We start from the raw sequence: 24235 nt of genomic DNA, 5'->3' as shown, positions 1-24235 counted from the left end.
GTTCAGCCCGCCTCCACCTCGCCCGTCCGCAGCGCGCGGATGCCGCCGTCGGGGCCGGCGAGCAGCAGGCTGCCATCCTCCCCGAGACCCGCAAAGGCGCCGGTCGCGCCGGCCACGCTCATCGGCGTGCCGCGCCGCGGCCCGTGCGCCAGCCACGCCGTCCGGATCGGGGCGAATCCCTCCCGTGCCAGGACGCGCCGCCAGCGGTCGAGCGCGGCGAGCAGCTCGGCGGCGAACACCTCCGGCGCCGGCGGTTCGGCGCCGAGCGTGGCGAGCGAGACGGTCGCGCGCCCGCCGGGGAGGAGCGGGGCATGCGCCAGGTTCGTGCCGATGCCGAGGACGAGCCAGGCAAGGCCGCCGCGCGGGCCGGTCGCCGCCTCGGCGAGGATTCCCGCGAGCTTCGCCCCACCGAGCAGGACATCGTTCGGCCATTTCAGCTCGAGCGCCGCCGCCATGCCCGCGGGCAGGCGGGGCGAGATCGCCTCCGCCAGCGCCACCGCCGCGAGCAGCGCCCACTGCGCCGCGTGCTGCGCCGGCCCGCGCGGCCGGAGCAGGACCGAGAGGTGCAGGTTGCCGACGGGCGACTCCCATCCCCGGCCCTCCCGGCCTCGGCCGGCGGTCTGCCGGCGGGCGAGGACGGCGAGCCCCTCCGGCTCGCCTGCCTCCGCCGCGCGCAGCACCGCGTCCTGGGTGCTCGGCAGCTCCTCGTGCAGGCGCAACCGCCAGGGGGGGCACGCGCCGCCGGGGGCGCGCGCGGAGGGCCGGAGCGGAGACGCCGTCACCCCACGATGGCCGCGGCCGCGGCCTGCGCCGCGGCGAGCAGCGGCCCCGGCGCGATCGAAAACAGCGCGGTGAACAGGCCGGTCGCCGCCATCACCACGGTAAGGCTCGCCGGCCGGGCATCCAGGGCGCCGGCCTCGGCCAGCGGATCGAAGAACATCACGCGCACGATGCGCAGGTAGTAGTAGGCGGCGATCACGCTGGTCGCCACGCCGATGACGGCGAGCCAGACGAAGCCCCCTTCGATCGCCGCCCGGAAGACGAAGAGCTTGGACCAGAAGCCGGCGAGCGGCGGCACCCCGGCCATCGAGAACATGAAGACCAGCATCCAGATGGCCATGCTGACATCGGTGCGCGCGAGGCCGGCGAGGTCCTCGATCTCCTCCACCGGTCTGCCGCGCCGGCGCATCGCGGCGAGCACGGCGAAGGCGCCGAGCGTCATCAGCAGGTATATCGCCATGTAGAACAGTAGGCTGCGCATGCCCTCGTCGCGCACGGCCGGATCGGGCGAGGCGGCGACGGCGAGGCCGATCAGTGCGTAGCCGATGTTGCCGATCGAGGAATAGGCCATCAGCCGCTTGATGTTGTGCTGGCCGATCGCCGCGACGGCGCCGAGGATCATCGAGCCGGCGGCGACGAGCCACACCACCTGCCCCCACTGCATGCCGAGGTCCCCGAAGGGTTGCACCAGCACCCGCGTCAGCAGTGCGACGGCGGCGAGCTTCGGGGCCGAGGCGAAGAAGGCGGTGACGGGGGTCGGCGCGCCCTCATAGACATCCGGCGTCCACATGTGGAAGGGCACGGCGGAGATCTTGAAGGCCAGCCCGGCGAGGACGAAGACCAGGCCGATGACGAGGCCGAGCGAGGCCGCGTGCCCGGTGGTGAGAATGTCGGCCAGCCGGTCGAAATTGGTCGTGCCGGCGAAGCCGTAAACCAGGCTCATGCCGTAGAGCAGCAGGCCCGAGGCGAGCGCGCCGAGTACGAAGTACTTCAGCCCCGCCTCCGCCGAGCGCTCGGAATCGCGATTGAAGGCGGCGAGCACGTAGGCCGCGAGCGACTGCATCTCGAGCCCGAGGTAGAGCGTCATCAGGTCGTTCGCCGACACCATCAGCATCATGCCGAGCGCGGCGAAGAGGAGGAGGACCGGGTACTCGAAGCGCGCGAGGTCGCGGTCGGTCTCGTTGAAGTCGAGGGCGAGCGTCAGGGCGAGCATGGCGCCGACCAGGATCAGCACCTTGCTGAAGCGGGCGAAGGCGTCGCTGACGTACTGGCCCATGAAGGCGGTGCCCTCCCCCTGCCCCAGCACGAGCACGGCGGCGAGCACCAGCGCGCCGACGACCGCCATGGAGGCGGGGAAGAACATGTCCTGCCGCCGCGGCAGCACCGCGATGGCGAGAATGACGAGGCCGGCGCAGGCCAGCACGAGTTCCGGCAGCGCGAGGGACCAGTTCATCATCGGGAAAGGGTCTCCGCGAGGCGCTGGGCGGCGCCGACTGCCGCCTCGTGCTGCTGGACGAGCGCGGCGACGCTGACCTCGAAGAAGGAGAGGAAGGACTGCGGATAGACGCCCATCCACAGCACGAGCAGGACCAGCGGCGCGAAGACCGCGTGCTCACGCGGGCTCATGTCGAGGAGGCCGCGGATGTCCTCGCGCATGATGCGCCCGAAGGCGACCCTTCGGTAGAGCCAGAGCGTGTAGGCGGCACCGAGGATCATGCCGAGGGCGGCGCCGAAGGCGAGCCAGAAGTTGACCCGCATTGCCGAGACGATGACCAGGAACTCGCCGACGAAATTCGCCGTGCCGGGCAGCGCCACGTTCGCCATCGAGAACAGCATGAACACCGCCGCGAAGGCCGGCATCACCTTCGCCACCCCTCCGTACCGCGCGATGTCGCGCGAGTGCACGCGGTCGTAGAGCACTCCGACGCAGAGGAAGAGCGCTGCCGAGACCACGCCGTGCGCCAGCATCTGGAACACCGCGCCCGAGAGGCCCTGATGGTTGAAGGTGAAAATGCCGAGCGTGACGATGCCCATATGGGCGACCGAGGAGTATGCGATCAGCTTCTTCATGTCCTCCTGCGCCAGGGCGACAAAGGAGGTGTAGACGATGGCGACCACCGAGAGCGCGAAGATGAGCGGCGCCAGCTCCACCGAGGCATGGGGGAACAGCGGCACGGATAGGCGCAGGAAGCCGTAGCCGCCGAGCTTCAGCAGCACGCCGGCGAGGATGACGGAGCCCGCGGTCGGCGCCTCCACATGCGCGTCCGGCAGCCAGGTGTGGACCGGCCACATCGGCACCTTCACCGCGAAGGCGGCAAGGAAGGCGAGGAACAGCCAGATCTGGTAGCGCGGCTCCACGCCCGCCTCGATCAGCGCCGGAATATCGGTAGTGCCGGCCTGGCCCCACAGGAAGATGATGGCGAGCAGCATCAGCAGGCTGCCCGCGAGGGTGTAGAGGAAAAACTTGAACGCGGCGTACACGCGGCGCGGCCCGCCCCAGACCCCGATGATGAGGAACATCGGGATCAGTACCATCTCGAAGAAGAGGAAGAACAGCAGCAGATCGGTGGCGCAGAAGAAGCCCACCATGGCGGTCTCGAGTACGAGGAAGGCCGCCATGTACTCCCGCACCCGATGCTCGACGCTCTCCCAGGAGGCGAGGACGCAGAGCGGTGTCAGCGCGGTGCAGAGCAGGACGAACAGCACCGACAGGCCGTCCACGCCCATCGCATAGGCGACGCCGTAGCCCGGCAGCCATTCCAGCCGCTCGACGAACTGCAGCTCCGGCGAGGAGCGGTCGAACCGGAACCAGAGTATCAGCGACAAGCCGAAGGTGATGAGACTCGTCCAGAGCGCCGTCCAGCGCGCGTTGGAGGCGACCACCCGCTCCTCGCCGCGCACCGAGGCGATGATGAGGGCGCCGGCCAGCGGCAGGAAGGTGACGAGCGAGAGCAGCGGGAAGCCGGCGGCGTTCATCAGCGGGTGGTCCCGAGGTAGAGCAGCGAGACGAACAGCACGAGCCCGATAATCATGGCGAAGGCGTAGTTCGCCACCCGTCCGGTCTGGATCCGCGCCGCGCCGCGCGCGGCATCCACAACCAGCGTCGCCGCGCCGTTCGGCACGCCGTCGATGATCCGCTGGTCTCCGACGCGGAAGGCGAAGCGCGCGACGGCCCGGGCCGGGCGGACGAAGATCGCGTCATACAGCTCGTCGAAGTACCACTTGTTCAGCAGGAACAGATAGATCCCGCGGAAGCTGGCGGCGAGCCGTGCAGGCACGCCCGGCGCGAGCATGTAGAGGACGTAGGCCAGCGCGATCCCGCCGAGGCCGGCCGCAGCTGGGGCAAGCGGCACCCAGGCCGGCACCTCGTGCATGTCGTGCATGATGTGGTTGTGCGGGGCGTTGTGGATCGATCCGGCCCAGAAGCCTTCCCAGGCGCCGCCGATGAAAAAGGGCGCGAAGAGGTAGCCGATCAGCACCGCGCCCGCCGCGAGCACGAGCAGCGGCACGAGCATCACGAGAGGGCTCTCGTGCACGTGCTCCATCACGTGGTGGTCGGCCCGCGGCGCGCCGTGGAAGACGAGGATCAGCAGTCGCCATGAGTAGAAGGCGGTGAGGAAGGCAGCGGCGAGGCCGAGCACGAAGGCCAGCATGCCGGTCGCGGAGTGGGAGGCGAAGGCGGCCTCGAGGATCGCGTCCTTAGAGTAGTAGCCGGCAAAAAACGGGATGCCGGCGAGCGCCAGCGATCCCACCCACATCACCGCGTAGGTCACCGGGATCCTCGTCCAGATCCCGCCCATACGGCGGATGTCCTGTTCGTCGCTCATCGCGTGGATCACCGAGCCCGCCCCGAGGAAGAGCAGCGCCTTGAAGAAGGCGTGGGTAAAGAGGTGGAAGATCGCCGCCTGATAGGCGCCGACGCCGGCGGCGAAGAACATGTAGCCGAGCTGCGAGCAGGTGGAGTAGGCGATGATCCGCTTTATGTCGTTCTGCACGCAACCGACGGTCGCGGCGAAGAAGGCCGTCGCCGCGCCGACGACCGTGGCGACGGCGAGCGCCGTCGGCGCGTACTCGAACAGCGGGGACATCCGGGCGACCAGGAACACGCCGGCCGTCACCATGGTCGCCGCATGGATCAGCGCCGAGACCGGCGTCGGGCCCTCCATCGCGTCGGGCAGCCAGGTGTGCAGGCCGATCTGCGCCGACTTGCCGCAGGCGCCGAGGAAAAGCAGCACCGCGATCAGCTCGATCGTCGGCACGCCGAGGAAGCGGTCGCCGAGGTGCTGGTCCACCGCACCAAAGATCGAGGCGAACTCGAGGCTGCCGAAGGTCCAGAAGGTGAGTGCGACGCCGAGCATGAAGAAGAAGTCGCCCACGCGGTTGACCACGAAGGCCTTGATCGCCGCGGCGTTCGCGCTCTCGCGCTCGTACCAGTAGCCGATCAGCAGGTAGCTCGCGAGGCCCACCCCTTCCCAGCCAAAGAAGAGCTGTACGAGGTTGTCCGCCGTCACCAGCATCAGCATCATGAAGGTGAACAGCGAGAGGTAGGCAAAGAAGCGAGACTGCGTCTCGTCGTGCGCCATGTAGCCGACGCTGTAGAGGTGGATCAGGAAGGAGACGAAGGTCACCATCCCGACCATCACCGCGCTCAGCGTGTCGTAACGCAGCGCCCAGGCGACCTCGAGCCCGCCCGTCGCGATCCAGGTGACGATCGGCACCGTCGTTGGCTCGCCGCCGAACGCCACGGCGAAGAAGGCGGACACGCCGCTGGCCGCCGCCAGGCCCATGAAGACCACGGTGGACCAGCGGGCCGCCACGGGCCCGATCCAGGGGCCGAGGAAGCCCGAGATGCACGCCCCGAGGAGCGGGAAGAAGACGGCGCCGACGTACATGCCTCTGCTCGCTCAGCCCTTGAGGGTCGAGATCTCCTCGACCTCGATGCTGCCCTTGTTGCGGAAGTAGACCACCACGATGGCGAGGCCGATCGCCGCCTCCGCAGCGGCGACGGTCAGCACGAACATCGCAAAGACCTGCCCCGTGAGGTCGTCGAGCGCCGCGGAGAAGGCCACGAGGTTGAGGTTCACGGCGAGCAGGATCAGCTCGATCGACATCAGGATGACGATGACGTTCTTCCGGTTCAGGAAGATGCCGAACACGCCAAGGACGAAGAGGATCGCCGCGACGACGAGATAGTGCGCGAGAGTGATGGCCATCTCAGTGACGCCCCTCGCCATGGCCGTGGTGCTCGGGCTCCGGCAGCGGTTTCGGCTCCTCGGCCGGCGGCGGGCGGAGGATGCCGAGGACCCTGAGGCCGGCACCGGTCGGCACCTTGCGAAGCACGACGGTCTCGCCCGGGGCGCGGGCGATCTGCGCTGCGGCATCCTGCCTGCGGGTGCCGGGCCGCTCGCGCAGCGTGAGCACGATCGCGCCGATCATCGCGACGAGCAGGATGATCCCCGCCGCCTGGAACAGCAGCACATTGTCGGTGTAGAGGATGCGCGCCAGGGCCTCGGTGTTGGTGACTTCGGCGCCGGGGTTCGGGTGCAGGCGCAGGCCGGCCGCCTCCGGCGCCGGGCTCCACGCCCAGAGCACGAAGGCGAGCTCGAGGAACAGCACGGCGCCGACCACGAGGCCGATCGGCGCGTAGCGCTGGAAGCCCTCGCGCAGCCGCGCGAAGTCCACGTCGAGCATCATCACCACGAACAGGAACAGCACGGCGACGGCCCCGACGTAGACGATGACCAGAATCATCGCGAGGAACTCGGCCCCCGCGATCAGGAACAGACCCGCCGCGTTGAAGAAGGCGAGGATGAGGAACAGCACCGAGTGCACCGGATTGCGCGCGGTGACGACCATGGCCGCCGAGGCGACGAGCACGGCGGCGAAGGCGTAGAACGCTATGGCGGCGAGCATCCCGGCGGCCTCACCGATAGGGTGCGTCGAGGCGCAGGCGCTCGGCGATGATCGGCTCCCAGCGATCGCCGTTCTCGAGCAGCTTCTCCTTCTGGTAGAAGAGCTCCTCGCGCGTCTCGGTAGCAAATTCGAGGTTCGGGCCCTCGACGATCGCGTCCACCGGGCAGGCTTCCTCGCAGAGGCCGCAGTAGATGCACTTCGTCATGTCGATGTCGTAGCGCGTCGTGCGGCGGGAGCCGTCCTCGCGGGGCTCGGCCTCGATGGTGATGGCGAGCGCGGGGCAGACCGCCTCGCACAGCTTGCAGGCGATGCAGCGCTCCTCGCCGTTCGGGTAGCGGCGCAGCGCGTGTTCGCCCTTGAAGCGCGGGGACAGGGGGTAACGCTCGTAAGGATAGTTCAGCGTCGCCGCCGGCTTCGTGAAGAAGTACTTCAGCGTCAGCATCATGCCCGAGAGCAGCTCGGAGAGCAGCATGCTGCGGGCGGCGCGGTCGAGTGCGGCCATCTTTTTCACCTCGCGGCGGGGCGCAGCGCGGCCCCGCCCATGGATGCGGCCCGGCGGCGGCGCGGCGTCCTCATGCCGGGAGCCAGCCGGTCAGCTTCAGCAGGGCGGCGGTCACGACCAGCCAGAACAGGCTGAGCGGGAGGAACACCTTCCAGCCCAGGCGCATCAGCTGGTCGTAGCGGTAGCGCGGGAAGGTCGCGCGCACCCAGATGAACAGGAAGACGAAGAACGCCGTCTTCAGGATGAACCAGACCGCGCCCGGGATCCAGGTGAAGGGCTCCACGTGCAGCGGCGGCTGCCAGCCCCCCATGAACAGGATCGTCGTCAGGGCCGACATCAGCACGATGTTCGCGTACTCGCCGAGGAAGAACAGCGTGAAGCCGATCGTGCTGTACTCGACGAAGAACCCGGCGACCAGCTCGCTCTCCCCCTCGGGCAGGTCGAAGGGCGCGCGGTTGGTCTCGGCCAGGGCCGAGACGAAGAACACCACGAACATCGGGAAGAGCGGGATGAAGAACCAGACCTTTTCCTGCGCCCGGACAATCTCGTTCAGGTTCAGCGAGCCGGCCCAGAGCAGGACGGTGACGAGGACGAAGCCGATCGAGACCTCGTAGCTCACCATCTGCGCCGCCGAGCGCAGCGCGCCGAGGAAGGCGTACTTCGAGTTGCTCGCCCAGCCGGCGATGATGATGCCATACACGCCGAGCGAGGAGATCGCGAACAGGTAGAGGACGCCGACGTTGATGTCGGCCGCCGCCCAGCCGTCCGCCACCGGAATCACCGCCCAGGCGATCAGCGCGAGCGTCACCGTGATCATCGGCGCGAGCAGGAACAGCAGGCGGTTGGCGCCGGTCGGGATCACCGTCTCCTTGAAGATGCCCTTCAGCGCGTCGGCGAAAGGCTGCAAAAGGCCGAAGGGTCCGACGACGTTCGGCCCCTTGCGGAGCTGCATCGCCGCCAGGACCTTGCGCTCCGCCCAGGTGACGTAGGCGACGGCGATCAGCAGCGGCACCAGGATGGCAAGCGCGTGGCCGACGGTGATGGCGGCCTGGCCGGCGGGAGAGGCGAGGAAGGCGTCCATCGTCCGGTCTCACTCCGCCGCCAGCCTGGCGTGCGCGCCGCTGCCGTAGACGCGCGCGCACTCGGCCATGGTGTCGGAAGCGCGGCTGATCGCGTCGGCCTGGTAGTAGTTCGCGATCGGCAGGACGAAGGGGCTCTCGCCCATCGCGGCGGGATCGCCGGCAGGGCCTCGAAGGTCGGCGCCGCCGCGTCGCTCCAGCGTCCCGACCGTGCCGAACACCGGATTCGCCTCGACCAGTCGCGCGCGCAACCCGGCGAGATCGTCGTAGGGAAGACGCCTGCCGATGCCTTCGCTGAAGGCGCGGATGATCCGCCAGTCCTCACGCGCCTCGCCTGGAGGATGCACCGCAAGGTAGCCGCGCTGCACCCGGCCCTCGGTGTTGACGTAGGTGCCGTCCTTCTCCGTGTAGGCGGCGCCAGGCAGGATCACGTCGGCGCGCGCGGCCGCGCGGTCGCCATGGTGGCCCTGGTAGATGACGAAGGTCGAGGGCGGGATGCGCGCCGGATCGAACCCGTCGGCGCCGAGCAGCCACAGCGCGTCCACGTCGCCCGCGAGCATCGCCGCGAGGTCCTTGCCACCCTCCCCCGGCACGAAGCCGAGGTCGAGCGCCCCGACCTGGCCGCCGAACAGGTGCAGCAGGTTGAAGCCGTGCCAGTCCGGCTTGAGCATCCCGGTCTCGACCGCGAGCCGCCACGCTGCCGCCAGCACCGCCGCGCCGTCGGCGCGCGCGACCGCGCCGCGGCCGAGGATCAGCATCGGCCGCTCCGCCTTGCGGAGCGTCTCGGCGAAGGGGTGCGCGCCGCCAAGGAGGGCGCGCAGCGCGGCCGGCCCCTCTCCCAGATGATCCGCCGGATAGGTGAGGTTCACGACGCGCGGGCCGATGTATCCGACGGGGAACGGCTTGCCGGCGATGGCGCGCTTGCGGATGCGCGCGTTCAGGACCGGCGCCTCGACGCGCGGGTTGCTGCCGACGATCAGCAGCGCGTCCGCCTCCTCGATCCCGGCGATGGAGGTGTTGAACAGGTAGAAGTCGCGGCGCGAGGCATCGAGCGCCGCGCCATCCTGGCGGCAGTCCAGGTTCGCGCTGCCGAGCGCCGCCATCAGGTCCTTCAGCGCGATGATCGCCTCGGCATCGGCGAGATCGCCCGCGACAGCGCCGATGCGGTGCCCGGGCAGGGCCGTCAGCCGACGCGCGATGGCGGCGAAAGCCTCCGGCCAGGTCGCCGGCGCGAGGCGGCCGTCCTTGCGCACCCAGGGCCGGTCGAGACGGCGGCGCTTCAGCCCATCAATCGCGAAGCGGGAGCGGTCGCCGAGCCACTCCTCGTTCACCTCGTCGTTGGTGCGCGGCAGGATGCGCAGCACCTCCGGCCCGCGGCTGTCCACGCGGATGTTGCAGCCGACCGCGTCCAGGACATCCACGCTGTCGGTCTTGCGCAGTTCCCATGGGCGCGAGACGTAGGCGTAGGGCCGGCTGGTCAGCGCGCCGACCGGGCAGATGTCGATCAGGTTGCCGGAGAGCTCGGTGTGCAGCGCCTGCTCGACATAGGTGCCGACCTCCATCGCCTCGCCGCGGCCCGTCGCGCCGAGTTCCGGCACGCCGGCGACCTCCTGCGAGAAGCGGATGCAGCGGGTGCAGTGGATGCACCGCGTCATGATGGTCTTGATCAGCGGCCCGACGTACTTGTCCTTCACGGATCGCTTCGCCTCGCGGAAGCGCGAGCGGTCCATGCCGTAGGCATAGGCCTGGTCCTGCAGGTCGCACTCGCCGCCCTGGTCGCAGATCGGGCAGTCGAGCGGGTGGTTGATCAGCAGGAATTCCATCACCCCGCGGCGCGCGTTGCGCACCATCGGGCTGTCGGTGCGGATCACCATGCCGTCGGCGACAGGATAGGCGCAGGAGGCGATCGGCTTCGGCGCCTTCTCCAGCTCGACCAGGCACATGCGGCAATTGCCGGCGATCGAGAGCCGCTCGTGGTAGCAAAAGCGCGGGATCTCCTTGCCCGCCGCCTCGCAGGCCTGGAGCACCGTCGCGCCGTTCGGGACCTCGACCTCGATCCCGTCAACCGTGACCTTCGCCATCGCGCGCTACTCCGCCGCCATCGGCAGCGCCGGCTGCGGCGAGCCGTGCCGCGCCCTGTACGCCGCGATGCGCTCTTCCATCAGCGGCCGGAAGTGGCGGATCAGCCCCTGCACCGGCCAGACGCCGCCGTCGGCGAGGGCGCAGATCGTGTGGCCCTCGATCCGGCGCGTCACCTCCTCGAGCACGTCGATCTCCTCGATCTCCGCGCGCCCCTCGACCATGCGCTCCATCACCCGCCAGACCCAGCCCATGCCCTCGCGGCAGGGGGTGCACTGGCCGCAGCTCTCGTGCTTGTAGAACTTGGAGAGGCGCGCGATCGCCTTGATGACGTCGGTGGACCTGTCCATCACGATCACGCCCGCCGTGCCGAGGCCGGACTTCACGTCGCGCAGCGCGTCGAAGTCCATCAGCACGTCGTCGCAGACGTGCTTCGGGATCAGCGGCGTCGAGGACCCGCCCGGGATGACGGCGAGCAGGTTGTCCCAGCCCCCGCGCACCCCGCCGGCGTGGCGCTCGATCAGCTCGCGCAGCGGGATGGACATCTCCTCCTCGACATTGCAGGGCCGGTTCACGTGGCCCTGGATGCAGAAGATCTTGGTGCCCGAGTTCTTCGGCCGCCCGAAGCCCGCGAACCAGGCGGCGCCGCGGCGGAGGATCGTCGGCACCACGGCGATGGTCTCGACGTTGTTCACCGTGGTGGGGCAGCCGTAGAGCCCGACCGCCGCCGGGAAGGGCGGCTTCAGGCGCGGCATGCCCTTCTTGCCCTCGAGCGATTCGATGAGGGCCGTCTCCTCGCCGCAGATGTAGGCGCCGGCGCCGCGGTGGACGTAAAGGTCGAAGTCCCAGCCGCTGCGCGCCGCGTTGCGGCCGAGCAGCCCGGCCTCGTAGGCCTCGCGGATCGCGGCCTCGAGAACGACGCTCTCGTTGTAGTACTCGCCGCGGATGTAGATGTAGCCGGTGTTCGCGCCCATCGCGAAGCCGGCGAGCAGGCAGCCCTCGATCAGCAGGTGCGGATCGTGGCGGATGATGTCGCGGTCCTTGCAGGTGCCGGGCTCGGACTCGTCGGCGTTGACGACCAGGTAGTGCGGCCGGCCGTCCGACTGCTTCGGCATGAAGGACCACTTCAGCCCGGTCGGGAAGCCGGCGCCGCCGCGGCCGCGCAGGCCGGAGTTCTTGACCTCCTCCACCACCCAGTCGCGGCCCCTGGCGATCAGCGCGGCGGTGCCGTCCCAGGCGCCGCGCCGGCGCGCCGCGTGCAGCGACCAGGGCTGCAGGCCGTAGAGGTTGGTGAAGATGCGGTCCTTGTCGCTCAGCGCCATCGCTGCGCCCTCACTCCCCCGGCACGTCGAGCAGCGTGGTGCGCTCGCCCGCCGGCGCGCTGGCCTGGCGGCCGGTGACGCTGCCGGGCTTCGGCCGCTCGCCGCGGCGCAGCGACTCGATCAGCCGCACCGTGCTCTCGTAGTCCAGGTCCTCGTAGTAGTCCAAGTCCACCTGCAGCACCGGCGCGTTGACGCAGGCGCCGAGGCATTCGACCTCGGTCAGGGTGAACATCCCGTCGGCGCTGGTCTCGCCATAGGCCTTGATTCCCGTGGCGTCGCGGCACGCCCGCGCCACCTCCTCCGAGCCGCGCAGCATGCAGGGCGTGGTGCCGCAGACCTGCAGGTGGTAGCGCCCGATCGGGCGGGTGTTGAACATGAAGTAGAAGGTCGCGACCTCGTAGACGCGGATCGGCGCCATGCCGAGCCGCGCCGCGACCACGTCCATCGCGACCTTCGGCACCCAGGCGCTGCCGGTCTGGCGGCGCATCTGGTCCTGCACGAGCCAGAGCAGCGGGATCACCGCGCTCGCCCTCTTCGCCTCGGGGTAGCGCGCGAGGATGTCCGGAATCCGCCGCTCGCTCTCCTCGTCGAAGGCGAAGTGGGCGGGCTGCTCGCGCCGCTCCGCCTCGTCCACCGCGTGGGTGGCGCCGCCGTTCTCGCCCCCGCTCACCGATCGATCTCCCCGAAGACGATGTCGAGCGAGCCGATGATCGCGACCGCATCGGCGAGCATGTGGCCCTTCGAGAGCGCCTCCATCGCCTGCAGGTGCGCGTAGCCCGGCGCCCGGATCTTGCAGCGGTAGGGCTTGTTGGTGCCGTCCGCCACCAGGTAGACGCCGAACTCGCCCTTCGGCGCCTCGGTCGCGGTGTAGGTCGCGCCGGCCGGCACGTGGTAGCCCTCGGTGTAGAGCTTGAAGTGGTGGATCAGCGCCTCCATCGAGCGCTTCATCTCGGCGCGGGGCGGCGGCGTGATCTTGTGGTCCTGGATCCTCACCGGGCCGGGCCGCATCCGGTCCAGGCACTGCTCGATGATGCGCAGGCTCTGGCGCATCTCCTGCATCCGCACCAGGTAGCGGTCGTAGCAGTCGCCGTGCCGGCCGACCGGCACGTCGAACTCCACCCGGTCGTACATGTCGTAGGGCTGCGCCTTGCGCAGGTCCCAGGCGCAGCCGGAGGCGCGCAGGCACGGGCCGCTGAACCCCCAGGCGATCGCCTGCTCCGGCGTCATCACGCCGATGTCCACGGTGCGCTGCTTGAAGATGCGGTTCTCGGTCAGCAGCCCCTCGAGGTCGTCGAGGAAGGAGGGGAGCTGGCGCGCCCAGGCCGCGATGCGGTCGAGCACGGCGGGCGGGATGTCGCGGTTGACGCCGCCGGCGCGGAAGTAGTTGGCGTGGTAGTGGCTGCCGCCCGCCGCCTCGTAGAATTCGAGGACCGCCTCGCGCTGCTCGAACCCCCAGAGCGCGGGGGTGATCGCGCCGACGTCGAGCGCGAAGGTGGTGACGTTCAGCAGGTGGTTGGCGATGCGCGTCAGCTCCGCGTAGAGCGTGCGGATCCACCGGCCGCGCTCCGGCACGTCCCGCTCGATGCCGAGCAGCCGCTCCACCGCCAGCACGAAGCTGTGCTCCATGCACATCGGCGAGACGTAGTCCAGGCGGTCCATGTAGGGCATCGCCTGGAGGTAGGTCTTGTACTCGATCAGCTTCTCGGTGCCGCGGTGCAGCAGGCCGATGTGCGGGTCGGCGCGCTCCACCACCTCGCCCTTCATCTCGAGGATGAGACGCAGCACGCCGTGCGCGGCCGGGTGCTGCGGGCCGAAATTGATGGTGTGGCTGTCCACCTCCACCGTGCGCGTCTCGGCCGGCGCCTCCTCCATGCCGGGCGGCGCCGCCGGCCGCTCGCGCAGCGCGAGGTCCGCGGCGGCGTTCCTCGACGAGCCGCCCTCGGCGGCGATGTGGCTGCTGCCGCTCATGGGCGCGGGCCCTCCAGGCGCTTCCGCGCCTGCGCCTCGAGGTGCTCGCGGTTGGTGTGCACCTTCTCGTCGCCCGGCAGCGTCGTCATCGCCTCCCACGGGGAGAGGAAGTCGAAATTGCGGAACTCCTGGGTCAGCTTCACCGGCTCGTATACGACCTGCTTGCGCTCCTCGTCGTAGCGCACCTCGACGTAGCCGGTGAGCGGGAAGTCCTTGCGCAGCGGATGTCCCTCGAAGCCGTAGTCGGTGAGGATCCGCCGCAGGTCGGTCTGGCCCTCGAAGACGATGCCGAACATGTCCCAGGACTCGCGCTCGTACCAGGTCGCGCTCGGCCAGAGGTCCTTCACGCTCGGCACCGGCGTCGCCTCGTCCGTGCCGACGACCACGCGCAGGCGCCGGTTCAGCGACAGGCTCAGCAGGTTGTACACCACGTCGAAGCGCGGGCTGCGCTGCGGCCAGTCCACGCCGCAGATGTCCACGCACTGCTCGAAGGCGAAGCGCGGATCGTCGCGCAGCAGCGCCATCACCGGCAGCAGCGCCTCGCGCCGCACGCGCAGCACCAGCTCGGCGCCGCGCTCCACCTCGACCGCCTCGACCGCGCCCGCCGGCGCCGCCGCCGCGACCGCGGCGCCGAGCGCATGCAGCGGCTGTTCCTCCGGCGTCGCCGGAATCGCGGTGGTCAGTTCGCCCTCAGCCACGCAGGATGGTCCCCGTCCGACGGATCTTCTTCTGCAGCTGCAGGATGCCGTACACCAGCGCCTCCGCCGTCGGCGGGCATCCCGGCACGTACACGTCCACCGGCACGATCCGGTCGCAGCCGCGCACCACGCTGTAGGAGTAGTGGTAGTAGCCGCCGCCGTTGGCGCAGCTCCCCATCGAGATCACCCAGCGCGGCTCGGCCATCTGGTCGTACACCTTGCGCAGCGCCGGGGCCATCTTGTTGGTCAGCGTCCCCGCCACGATCATCACGTCCGACTGGCGCGGGGAGCCGCGCGGGATGATGCCGAAGCGGTCGAGGTCGTAGCGCGCCATGTAGGCGTGGATCATCGGCACCGCGCAGCAGGCGAGGCCGAAGGTCATCGGCCACAGGCTGCCCGTGCGCGCCCAGTTCACCACCTTGTCGAGGCTGGCGACGACGAAGCCCTTGTCCTCGATCTCGCCGGTGATGCCCTTGACGACCGCGTCCTGCGCCGGCCCGGGCGGCAGATGCTCGCGGTTCCAGGCGATGGCGTCGGTCGCACCGCTCATCGCATCGTCACTCCCACTCCAGGGCGCCCTTGCGCCACTCGTAGAGGAACCCGACCGTCAGGACGAGCAGGAAGGCCATCATGGAGAAGAAGCCGAACCAGCCGATCCCGCCGAGTCCGACGGCCCAGGGGAAGAGGAAGGCGACCTCGAGGTCGAAGATGATGAAGAGGATCGCCACCAGGTAGAACCGCACGTCGAAGCGGCGGCGCGTGTCGTCGAACGGCGCGAACCCGCACTCGTAGGCCGAGAGCTTCTCGGGATCCGGCTTGCGCCGCGCCAGTACCAGGTTGGCGCCGAGCATCGCCGCGGCGATCCCCCCCGCGATGACGAGGAAGACGAGGATCGGAACGTAGTCGGCCAGCAGGGGCTGGGTCATGCGGCGCGCTCGCTCGTTTCGGCCCGGCTTGGGTGCGGCGTGGGGGTCGCGGATCAGCGTCAGCGCCGCAGCCATGCCGCAGCGCAGCGGCGCGGACATTAGCCTCGCCCCGTGCGCTACGCCATAGGGGGAACGTCCGCTCCCCGCGCCTCGATGTGCGCATGGGCACCTGGAACGAAAAGGGGTGTCGCCGGCCGCAAGGCGTGGCCCTGCCCTCACCTTCCCTCGCTTCGCTCGGGGAAGGCGGCACGGCCCATCGCGGCGTTGCCGGCTGGGCGACGCACATGGCGCGAGTGACGGGGCTCGAACCCGCGACCTCCGGCGTGACAGGCCGGCGCTCTAACCGACTGAGCTACACCCGCGTGCGCCCGTGCAGGCGGCGCGGTGTAGGGCGCCGGAGAGGGGCGTGTCAAGGCAGGCGCCGCCAACCCTGCCCGGTGGACCGGTGGATATGGGCACTGACGGATTCGAACCGCCGGCATCCTCGGTGTAAGCGAGGCGCTCTACCGCTGAGCTAAGTGCCCGTGTCCGCGGCTGGACGAGTCGCGTAGCCGTCGTGGCCGGAATTGCAAAGGGCCGGCATCAAGCCGGCCCCCGGGAATGTCCGCCTTGCCTGCCGGGCCCGGGCCAACGCCGTTCCGGGCCGCGCAGCGGCTCAGTTCACCGCCTCCTTGAGCGACTTTCCGGCCTTGAACCGAACGGTGGTGCTGGCCGGGATCTTGATCTCCTCCCCGGTCCGCGGGTTGCGGCCCTTGCCGGCCTTCCGCTTGGAGGTGCTGAAGGTGCCGAAGCCGACCAGGCGCACGTCCTGCTTCTTCTTCAGGGACTTCTGGATGGCGTCGAACACCGCGTCCACCACCTCGCCGGCCTTCGCCTTCGGCAGGTCGGCGGCGTCGGCGACCGCCGTGATGAGATCCTGCTTGTTCATCTGGGAACCCCCCTCTGCGCTCGGCGGCGGCAGGGCAGGACCGATTCCGCCCAGGCCGCACTGCTCGACACACTGTAGGGATGCGGTTTCCCCGGCGTCAATCGGCAGAGGGCCGATTCGGCGCGGATTTCCGCCATTCTGCCCGGGTGGTGGGGCGCAAACGCAACGAAACGCAGGGGCCCCGGCACCGCATCCGCGCAAACCGCCCGCCCGGGCCGCCCTGGAACAGGCCGAGGGAGCGCGGCCGCGCCGCGCTCCCTGCCCGTTTCGTCTCCGACTCGTCGGGATGCGCCGCCTTCGGTCAGTGCGGCAGCACGGCGCCTGGCACCCCCGGATCCGCAGGCGGGCGGGCGGGCGTGGGCTGGGTCGGCGCCTCCTCCGGCTCCTCCCACTGGATCGGCTCCGGCTTGCGGACCAGGGCCCGGCCGATGACCTCGTCCACGTGGCTGACGGGGATGATCTCCAGCCCCTTCTTCACGTTGTCCGGGATCTCCGCCAGGTCCTTCTCGTTCTCCTTCGGGATCACGACCGTCTTGATGCCGGCCCTCAGCGCCGCCAGCAGCTTCTCCTTGAGGCCGCCGATCGGCAGCACCCGGCCGCGCAGGGTGATCTCGCCGGTCATGGCGATGTCCTTGCGCACCGGGATTCCGGTCAGCACGGAGACGATGCTGGTCGCCATCGCGATGCCGGCCGAGGGGCCGTCCTTCGGCGTCGCCCCCTCCGGTACGTGGACGTGGATGTCCCGCTTCTCGAACAGCGTCGGCTTGATCCCGAAGGTGGTGGCGCGCGAGCGGACGTAGCTCATCGCCGCCGAGACGCTCTCCTGCATCACGTCGCCGAGCTTGCCGGTGTGCTGCACCTTGCCCTTGCCCGGGACCATGACGCTCTCGATCGTCAGGATCTCGCCGCCGACCTCGGTCCAGGCGAGGCCGGTGACGACGCCGACCATGTCCTCCGCCTCGGCCTCGCCGAAGCGGAACTTGCGCACGCCCGCGTACTTCTCGAGGTTCTTGCGGGTGATCGCGACCTTGGCCGCCTTCTTCGAGACGATCTCCTTCACCGCCTTGCGGGCAAGCCCGGCGATCTCCCGCTCGAGGTTGCGCACGCCCGCCTCGCGCGTGTAGTAGCGCACCAGGTCGCGCAGCGCGTCCTCGCTGATGCTCCACTCGCCCTTCTTCAGCCCGTTCGCCTCGGATTGCTTCGGGATCAGGTGGCGCTTGGCGATCTCGACCTTCTCGTCCTCCGTGTAGCCGGGGATGCGGATGATCTCCATCCGGTCCATCAGCGGCTGCGGCATGCGCAGCGAGTTCGCCGTGGTGACGAACATCACGTCCGAGAGGTCGTAGTCCACCTCCAGGTAGTGGTCGTTGAAGGTGGAGTTCTGCTCCGGGTCCAGCACCTCGAGCAGCGCCGAGGACGGGTCGCCCCGCCAGTCGGCGCCGAGCTTGTCGATCTCGTCGAGCAGGAAGAGCGGGTTGGAGGTCTTCGCCTTCCGCATCCCCTGGACGATCTTGCCCGGCATCGAGCCGATGTAGGTCCGCCGGTGGCCGCGGATCTCCGCCTCGTCCCGCACGCCGCCGAGCGACATGCGCACGAAGTTCCGCCCCGTCGCCTTGGCGATGGACTTGCCGAGCGAGGTCTTGCCGACGCCGGGCGGGCCCACCAGGCACAGGATCGGCCCCTTGATCTTGGGCGAGCGCGCCTGGACGGCGAGGTACTCGATGATCCGCTCCTTGACCTTCTCCAGGCCGTAGTGGTCGGCGTCGAGCACCTTCTCGGCCTCGGCGATGTCGTTCTTGATCTTCGAGCGCTTCTTCCAGGGGATGGAGAGCATCCAGTCGAGGTAGTTGCGCACCACCGTCGCCTCGGCGCTCATCGGGCTCATGGTGCGGAGCTTCTTGAGCTCCGCCATCGCCTTCTCGCGCGCCTCCTTGGAGAGCTTGGTGGCCTTGATCTTGGCCTCGAGCTCGGCGGCCTCGTCGCGGCCCTCCTCGCCCTCGCCGAGCTCCTTCTGGATCGCCTTGAGCTGCTCGTTCAGGTAGTACTCGCGCTGGGTCTTCTCCATCTGCCGCTTGACGCGGTTGCGGATGCGCTTCTCCACCTGGAGGACGCCGATCTCGCTCTCCATGTGGCCGAAGACCTTCTCGAGCCGCGCCGGCACGCCGACGGTCTCGAGCAGCTCCTGCTTCTCGGCGATCTTGAGGTTGAGGTGCGCCGCCACCGTGTCGGCGAGCTTCGCCGGGTCGTCGATCTGGTTGATCGAGACCAGCACCTCCGGCGCGATCTTCTTGTTGAGCTTGATGTACTGCTCGAACTGGGCGACGACGGTGCGCCCCAGCGCCTCCGCCTCGCGCGGCTCGGCGCCCGTCTCCTCGGCGAGGAGTTCGGCGTAGGCCTCGAAATAGGCCTCCGTCTCCTTGAAGCCGACGATGCGCGCGCGGCGCCCGCCCTCGACCAGCACCTTCACCGTGCCGTCGGGCAGCTTCAGGAGCTGCAACACCGTCGAGACCGTGCCGACCTGGTAGAGGTCGCTCGCGGCCGGGTCGTCCTGCGCGGCGTTCTTCTGCGCGACCAGCAGGATCTGCTTGTCGTCCCGCATCACCGCCTCGAGCGCGCGCACGCTCTTCTCGCGGCCGACGAAGAGCGGCACGATCATGTGCGGGAACACCACGATGTCCCGCAGCGGCAGGACAGGAAGGAGTTCGCCGCGAAGGGTTTCGGAAGACTTATCCGCCATCAGGACCTCGCATCGGACAGTCGGCGCCCGGCCCGCCCGACGGGCGGCACGGGCGGGGCACCGCGGGTGTCGTCTAGAGATGGGACCCCCGCGAACCCCTCACAAGGCCTCCTGCGGGCGGCCGTGGCCGCCCTTCGGCACTCTCAGCCGGCGGACTGCTCCGCCGCCCGCTCCCCGTAGATGTAGAGCGGGCTGGCGCGACCCTCCGCCACCTCGCGGTTGACGACGACCTCCTCGACCTCCTCGAGGCCGGGCAGGTCGAACATCGTGCCCAGCAGGATCGCTTCCATGATCGAGCGCAGACCCCGCGCGCCGGTCCTGCGCTGGATGGCGCGGGCCGCGACCGAGCGCAGCGCGTCCTCGGTGAAGGTGAGCTTCACCCCCTCCATCTCGAACAGTCGCTGGTACTGCTTGAGCAGCGCGTTCTTCGGCCGGGTCAAGATCTCGATCAGCGCCTTCTCGTCGAGGTCGTCGAGCGTCGCCACCACCGGCAGCCGCCCGATGAACTCCGGGATCAGGCCGAACTTGAGCAGGTCCTCCGGCTCGACCTCGCGCAGGATCGCGCCGGTGCGGCGCTCGTCCGGCGCGCGCACCTCGGCGCCGAAGCCGATGCCCGAACCCTTGCCCCGGGCGGCGATGATCTTCTCGAGCCCCGCGAAGGCGCCGCCGCAGATGAACAGGATGTTGGTGGTGTCCACCTGCAGGAATTCCTGCTGCGGGTGCTTGCGCCCGCCCTGCGGCGGCACCGAGGCGATCGTCCCCTCCATGATCTTGAGGAGCGCCTGCTGCACCCCCTCGCCGGAGACGTCGCGCGTGATCGAGGGATTGTCCGACTTGCGGCTGATCTTGTCCACCTCGTCAATGTAGACGATGCCACGCTGCGCCCGCTCGACGTTGTAGTCGGCCGCCTGGAGCAGCTTGAGGATGATGTTCTCGACGTCCTCGCCGACATAGCCCGCCTCGGTCAGCGTCGTCGCGTCGGCCATGGTGAAGGGCACGTCGAGGATGCGGGCAAGCGTCTGGGCCAGCAGCGTCTTGCCCGAGCCGGTCGGTCCGATCAGCAGGATGTTCGACTTGGCGATCTCGACGTCCGAGTTCTTGGCTCCGTGGGCGAGACGCTTGTAGTGGTTGTGGACGGCAACCGAGAGGACCTTCTTGGCGTGGTCCTGCCCGATCACGTAGTCGTCCAGTACCTTGCAGATCTCGCGCGGGGTCGGAACGCCGTCGCGCGACTTGACCAGGTGCGTCTTGTGCTCCTCACGGATGATGTCCATGCAGAGCTCGACGCACTCGTCGCAGATGAACACCGTCGGGCCGGCGATCAGCTTGCGCACCTCGTGCTGCGACTTGCCGCAGAACGAGCAGTACAGGGTGTTCTTCGAATCGCCGGACTTGCTCATGGGCACTCTCCGCTCGCCGGGACGCCAAGGGACGCGCCCGGGGAGGCATAGCTCTGACTGTAGCCCCCCGGGCACCCGGGGGAAAGCCGATCGCCCGGCCCGCCGGCCGGCGAGGGCGCGATGTGGCCGCCCGGTCTCATAGCCCGGACCAGGCCGGCGCGCTTTCCCGCCCGGGACGCCCCGGACGCGCCGGGCCGCTCAGGAGGACCGGATCCCGCCGCCGCTCTCGGGGGGCGTGGCGGCCGGGCGCTGCTCGACGACCTGGTCCACCAGGCCGAAATCGCGCGCCTCCTCGGCGGACATGAAGGTGTCGCGGTCCAGCTTGCGCTCGATCAGCTCGAGCGGCTGGCCGGTGTGGCGGACGTAGATCTCGTTCAGCCGCCTGCGCAGGTACAGGATCTCGCGCGCCTGGATCTCGATGTCCGCCGCCTGGCCCTGGGCGCCGCCCGAGGGCTGGTGGACCATGATCCGGGCGTTCGGCAGCGCGTAGCGCTTGCCCTTCTCGCCGGCGCACAGCAGCAGCGAGCCCATCGAGGCCGCCTGGCCGATGCACACCGTGCTCACCGGGCTGCGGATATATTGCATGGTGTCGTAGATCGCCAGGCCCGCCGACACCACCCCGCCCGGGCTGTTGATGTAGAAGGCGATGTCCTTGTTCGGATTCTCGCTCTCGAGGAACAGCAACTGGGCGCAGATCAGCGCCGACACCTGGTCGTACACCGGGCCGGTGAGGAAGATGATCCGCTCCTTGAGCAGGCGCGAATAGATGTCGAAGGCCCGCTCGCCCCGCGCGGTCTGCTCGACGACCATGGGGACGAGGGCATTGGAGTAGATCTCGACCGGGTCGCGGTCACGCATCGTCTGTCCCTTCCTGCCCCGGCGGGGGCCGCTCGCCGGTCCGCGACGGACCGCGTGCGCTCTCCCGGGGGCGCCGCACTGATTTGGGGGGAGACGCGACCCCAGAAAAGACCTCGCCTCGTCCGCCCCGCCCGCCGAATCGGCGGCGGCGCCGCCGGCCGGCCCGTACCCCCCGCGGCTATGTGCCATTGCGCTCTGCCGCCGCCAATGCCCCGGCGGCGGCCCGCAACACACGGCTGAAACCGCGCGGCGGCATCCTGCGGGGGGCGGCGGCGCGCGTCGCGCCGATCCGGCCGCGCCCCGAAGGGCGCCGCTCCCATGACCGGACCCGCCGCCTCCGCCGCCACCCGTCCGGCTGCCATGCGGCTGCGGGCGGGATCGCCGCCGCGGCGATGGCCGCCGGGTTCGCCCGCGCCCAGCCCGCCCGCGCCACGCCGGGCGCCTCTTCAAGGCCGTCGACGGCGGCAGCGAGGCCACCTTCGGTCGGCGTCGGTCATCGGTAATGACCGACGCCGAACTCGACCGCTTCGGCACCGGCCCCGAGGTGGAGCGGATCGCCCGGCGGCTCGTCGCCGAGGGCCGGATCACCGTCTGGCGCTACGTCGTCGCCCGCGCGCCGGATGGCACCACCCGCCACGCGCCGGCGCATCGTGTCGCCCTGCTGCGCAACGAGATCTTGCGGATCGGGCCCTACGCGCCGGCCCTGCCGGTCGTGCCGCCGCCCGCGGAGTAGGCCCCCGCCATGCCGGCCGCCGCTCCCGCCATGACCGCTTGGCTGCCGGTCCTGGCCGGCATCCTGCTGTCATCGCCGCCTTCCTCGCCTTCGTTGGCGCCCCCGCCGCGCTGCGGGAGCATGGGAGGGAGCCGAGGCGACGGGTCGTGGCACCGGCGCCGCCACCGGGCTGCCGGGCCATGCCAGGGCACCGCGGCGGCCGGCGCGGATAGGGGATCGGCAAGGGCTTTCCGGAACCGGCCTGCGGGCCCGGTTGGCCGCCGGGTCGCCGGCGCCCGCCCCGCGACGACGCGCCCGACCCCCGCGGCGCCGACGCGCCGGGGCGGACCCGGGATTCGCGATGCGCGACCGCCTCCTCGCCGATCCGGAGGGGACGCGCCCCGGACGGGCGGGAACGCAGGCCCGGCTGCGCTCCCTCGCCTCGCCCGGCGGCCGGAATCTCCACGGACGGAGGGGCGGACACCCCGCGGTCGCCGCCGCAAGGTCCGGTCCGGCCGGACAGGCGGAGGCGCCATGCCATTGGCGCGCCACCGTTCGGCCGCACGGCGGCCTGCCCGCGCGCCGAGACTGCGCCGCCAGGACACAAGAGCGATTGCGGGATCGGCCATGAGCGACGGCAGACGGCACGGCCTCGGCGCGGCCCTCGGCGGCCTCGCCCTCGCGAGCCTCGCCGGTTCCACGGCGATGGCCGGGAGCCAGTCCTCGGACTCCTCCTCGAACTGCTCGGCCGGCCGCCGCACCCGCGTCGACACGCTCGTGATCGAGGACGACCACGGCGACATGCGGGGCCGGCGGCGCACCGAGGCCTGGAACGGCCGGGATCGCGGCGACCCGCGCCGCGGCCGTGACGACGCCTGAGCACGGCGGGGAGGAGGCGCCGCGGCGGGATCCCCGGCCATGCGCTCTCCGACGTCGCCGCCGCCCGGCCGACGCGGGCCGCCACACGGATCGCCGGGCGGCCGCGGTCCGCCGAACGGCGAACCCCGCCCGGGGTGGGCGGCCATGCGTCACCCCGCGCCGCGCGCCGGCCGCAGCCCGCACCAGTCGGCGATGAAGGCGGCGAGGACGAGCGTCGTCTTCCTCAGATGCGCAAGGTCGGCGCGCTCGTCGAAGGCATGGGCCCCCTCGCCCCGCGGCCCGTAGCAGAGGCCCGGGATGCCGAAGTAGAGGCCGTAGAAGCGCGTGTCGTTCACCGCCGTGCTGCGCCGCTCCTCCATCGGCGCGCCGAAGACCGGGGCGTGCGCCGCGGCGAGGACGCGCTCCGCCTCGCTGCCCGGCTCGAGCACGTAGCCGTCGGCGAGGAAGCCGTGCCACTCGATCCGCGGCGGGTTGTTGGCGAGGAAGGCGTCGTCCCGCGCCGCCTCGGCGATGCAGCGCTCGACGCCGCGGCGCGCCTCCGCAACCTCGGTGCCGGGGAGGAGGCCGATGCGGCAGTCCACCTCGCACCAGGCGGGCGTGCTGCTGGCCCAGTCGCCGCCGCGGATGATGCCGGGATTGAACTTGATCGGATCGGGCACGTCCCGGTACCAGGGATGCGCCTTCGCCGCGCGGTTCAGCGCGGCGGTGTAGCGCTGCAGCGCCTGGATCAGGCGCAGCGCCGAGAGGATCGCGTTGGTCCCGGTCTGCGCCACGGCGACATGCACCGGCACGCCGCGCACGCGCAGGCGGAACCAGAGCGTGCCGGTGTGGCAGCGGGTGATGGCGCCGCCGGTGGGCTCCGGGATCAGCACCGCGTCGGCGCGGTAGCCGCGCAGCAGGGTGGAGAGCGCGCCGTTGCCGGTGCTCTCCTCCTCGGTGACGGTCTGCAGGTGCAGGTCGGCGGCGGGCTCGAGCCCGGCGGCGCGGATCGCGTCCAGCGCGAACACCATCGCCGCGACGCCGGCCTTCATGTCGCCGGCGCCGCGCCCGTAGAGCCAGCCGTCGCGGATCGTGGCGGCGTAGGGCGGATGGGTCCACATCGCGGCCGGGCCTTCCGGCACCACGTCAATGTGGCCCTGGAGGATCAGGCTGCGCCCGGCCGGGTCCCGCGCGCGATGGGTCGCCACCACCTGCACGGAGGCGTCGGCGCGGGCGTCCACCATCGGGCTCGCCTTCGGGTGCGCCGCGAGCGGCACCTCGGCGAGGGTGTAGCGGTCCACGGCGTAGCCGCGCGCGGCGAACTGCCGCGCCAGCCAGTCCTGCAGCGGCGCCTCGTTCCCGCGCGTCGAGGGGAAGCGGACGAGATCGGCGAGGAACGCCACCTCGGCGTCGAAATTGGCGTCCACCGCGGCGGAGAGCCGCGCGAGCAGGGCGGGATCGGGCATGCGGGGCGT

The 24235-nt window shown here is 70.5% G+C and carries 22 protein-coding genes and 2 tRNA genes; 2 read left to right on the top strand and 22 right to left on the bottom strand.

The features are described from left to right. Positions 1-2 precede the first annotated feature (2 nt). The 21 genes from IEX99_RS06380 to clpP form a co-directional block, all read right to left on the bottom strand. On the bottom strand, positions 3-719 hold the full coding sequence (locus tag IEX99_RS06380) for a biotin--[acetyl-CoA-carboxylase] ligase (protein ID WP_229677844.1): 717 nt from the start codon (positions 717-719) through the stop codon (positions 3-5). Positions 720-778: 59 nt separating this feature from the next. Then, positions 779-2233: an NADH-quinone oxidoreductase subunit NuoN gene (gene nuoN, locus IEX99_RS06375; protein ID WP_188899374.1), complete on the bottom strand. Its 1455-nt coding sequence runs from the start codon at positions 2231-2233 to the stop codon at positions 779-781. Continuing rightward, positions 2233-3756 carry an NADH-quinone oxidoreductase subunit M gene (locus IEX99_RS06370; protein ID WP_188899177.1) on the bottom strand — a complete coding sequence of 508 codons (1524 nt, stop codon included), beginning with the start codon at positions 3754-3756 and terminating at the stop codon, positions 2233-2235. Before IEX99_RS06370 ends, nuoN begins: the two co-directional genes overlap by 1 nt. Next, on the bottom strand, positions 3756-5672 hold the full coding sequence (gene nuoL / locus IEX99_RS06365; RefSeq protein WP_188899176.1) for an NADH-quinone oxidoreductase subunit L: 1917 nt from the start codon (positions 5670-5672) through the stop codon (positions 3756-3758). The genes IEX99_RS06370 and nuoL overlap by 1 nt, the downstream gene beginning before the upstream one ends. Positions 5673-5684: 12 nt before the next feature. After that, positions 5685-5993 carry an NADH-quinone oxidoreductase subunit NuoK gene (nuoK, locus tag IEX99_RS06360; RefSeq protein WP_188899175.1) on the bottom strand — a complete coding sequence of 103 codons (309 nt, stop codon included), beginning with the start codon at positions 5991-5993 and terminating at the stop codon, positions 5685-5687. Between the two features lies 1 nt (position 5994). After that, positions 5995-6693 (bottom strand): NADH-quinone oxidoreductase subunit J, encoded by a 699-nt coding sequence (locus IEX99_RS06355; protein WP_188899174.1) that lies wholly within the window; start codon positions 6691-6693, stop codon positions 5995-5997. Positions 6694-6703: 10 nt separating this feature from the next. Next, positions 6704-7195 (bottom strand): NADH-quinone oxidoreductase subunit NuoI, encoded by a 492-nt coding sequence (nuoI, locus tag IEX99_RS06350; protein ID WP_188899173.1) that lies wholly within the window; start codon positions 7193-7195, stop codon positions 6704-6706. Positions 7196-7265: 70 nt separating this feature from the next. Further along, complete coding sequence (gene nuoH, locus IEX99_RS06345; RefSeq protein WP_188899172.1) at positions 7266-8276, bottom strand: NADH-quinone oxidoreductase subunit NuoH; 1011 nt, start codon at positions 8274-8276, stop codon at positions 7266-7268. 9 nt (positions 8277-8285) lie between these two features. Then, entirely contained in the window at positions 8286-10355 is a 2070-nt protein-coding gene (gene nuoG, locus IEX99_RS06340; RefSeq protein ID WP_188899171.1) for an NADH-quinone oxidoreductase subunit NuoG, read from the bottom strand. Between the two features lie 6 nt (positions 10356-10361). Continuing rightward, positions 10362-11675 (bottom strand): NADH-quinone oxidoreductase subunit NuoF, encoded by a 1314-nt coding sequence (nuoF, locus tag IEX99_RS06335; protein WP_188899170.1) that lies wholly within the window; start codon positions 11673-11675, stop codon positions 10362-10364. A gap of 10 nt (positions 11676-11685) precedes the next feature. Continuing rightward, on the bottom strand, positions 11686-12345 hold the full coding sequence (locus IEX99_RS06330) for a complex I 24 kDa subunit family protein (RefSeq protein ID WP_188899169.1): 660 nt from the start codon (positions 12343-12345) through the stop codon (positions 11686-11688). Then, positions 12342-13547, bottom strand: a complete 1206-nt coding sequence (locus IEX99_RS06325) for an NADH-quinone oxidoreductase subunit D (RefSeq protein WP_188899373.1) — start codon at positions 13545-13547, stop codon at positions 12342-12344. Before IEX99_RS06325 ends, IEX99_RS06330 begins: the two co-directional genes overlap by 4 nt. A 92-nt stretch (positions 13548-13639) precedes the next feature. After that, positions 13640-14341: an NADH-quinone oxidoreductase subunit C gene (locus IEX99_RS06320; protein ID WP_373285163.1), complete on the bottom strand. Its 702-nt coding sequence runs from the start codon at positions 14339-14341 to the stop codon at positions 13640-13642. Beyond that, the gene (locus IEX99_RS06315; protein ID WP_188899168.1) at positions 14334-14891 is read right to left on the bottom strand and encodes a NuoB/complex I 20 kDa subunit family protein; all 558 of its coding nucleotides are present in this window, start codon (positions 14889-14891) and stop codon (positions 14334-14336) included. Before IEX99_RS06315 ends, IEX99_RS06320 begins: the two co-directional genes overlap by 8 nt. A 7-nt stretch (positions 14892-14898) precedes the next feature. Beyond that, the gene (locus IEX99_RS06310) at positions 14899-15267 is read right to left on the bottom strand and encodes an NADH-quinone oxidoreductase subunit A (protein ID WP_188899167.1); all 369 of its coding nucleotides are present in this window, start codon (positions 15265-15267) and stop codon (positions 14899-14901) included. A gap of 285 nt (positions 15268-15552) precedes the next feature. Then, a tRNA-Asp gene (locus IEX99_RS06305) sits at positions 15553-15629 on the bottom strand. Between the two features lie 90 nt (positions 15630-15719). Then, positions 15720-15791: transfer RNA gene (locus IEX99_RS06300), tRNA-Val, on the bottom strand. A 131-nt stretch (positions 15792-15922) separates the two neighbouring features. Then, a complete protein-coding gene (locus IEX99_RS06295; RefSeq protein WP_188899166.1) occupies positions 15923-16195 on the bottom strand; it encodes an HU family DNA-binding protein in 273 nt (90 codons plus the stop codon). Positions 16196-16496: 301 nt separating this feature from the next. Continuing rightward, on the bottom strand, positions 16497-18932 hold the full coding sequence (gene lon / locus IEX99_RS06290; RefSeq protein WP_188899165.1) for an endopeptidase La: 2436 nt from the start codon (positions 18930-18932) through the stop codon (positions 16497-16499). Between the two features lie 143 nt (positions 18933-19075). After that, positions 19076-20332 (bottom strand): ATP-dependent Clp protease ATP-binding subunit ClpX, encoded by a 1257-nt coding sequence (clpX, locus tag IEX99_RS06285; RefSeq protein ID WP_188899164.1) that lies wholly within the window; start codon positions 20330-20332, stop codon positions 19076-19078. 198 nt (positions 20333-20530) lie between these two features. Beyond that, complete coding sequence (gene clpP / locus IEX99_RS06280; RefSeq protein ID WP_188899163.1) at positions 20531-21190, bottom strand: ATP-dependent Clp endopeptidase proteolytic subunit ClpP; 660 nt, start codon at positions 21188-21190, stop codon at positions 20531-20533. A gap of 502 nt (positions 21191-21692) precedes the next feature. Between clpP and IEX99_RS06275 the strand changes: the two genes are divergently transcribed. Then, positions 21693-21923, top strand: a complete 231-nt coding sequence (locus IEX99_RS06275; RefSeq protein ID WP_188899162.1) for a hypothetical protein — start codon at positions 21693-21695, stop codon at positions 21921-21923. A 606-nt stretch (positions 21924-22529) separates the two neighbouring features. Beyond that, positions 22530-22781, top strand: coding sequence for a hypothetical protein (locus tag IEX99_RS06270; protein WP_188899161.1), 252 nt, complete (start codon positions 22530-22532; stop codon positions 22779-22781). A gap of 149 nt (positions 22782-22930) precedes the next feature. On the opposite strand, the gene IEX99_RS06265 is transcribed toward IEX99_RS06270, so the two are convergent. Next, a complete protein-coding gene (locus tag IEX99_RS06265; protein WP_188899160.1) occupies positions 22931-24226 on the bottom strand; it encodes an ArgE/DapE family deacylase in 1296 nt (431 codons plus the stop codon). Between the last annotated feature and the right edge of the window lie 9 nt (positions 24227-24235).

Source organism: Caldovatus sediminis (assembly GCF_014644455.1).
Taxonomy (GTDB): Bacteria; Pseudomonadota; Alphaproteobacteria; order Acetobacterales; family Acetobacteraceae; genus Caldovatus; species Caldovatus sediminis.
This window is presented reverse-complemented; position numbering and strand designations above follow the sequence as displayed.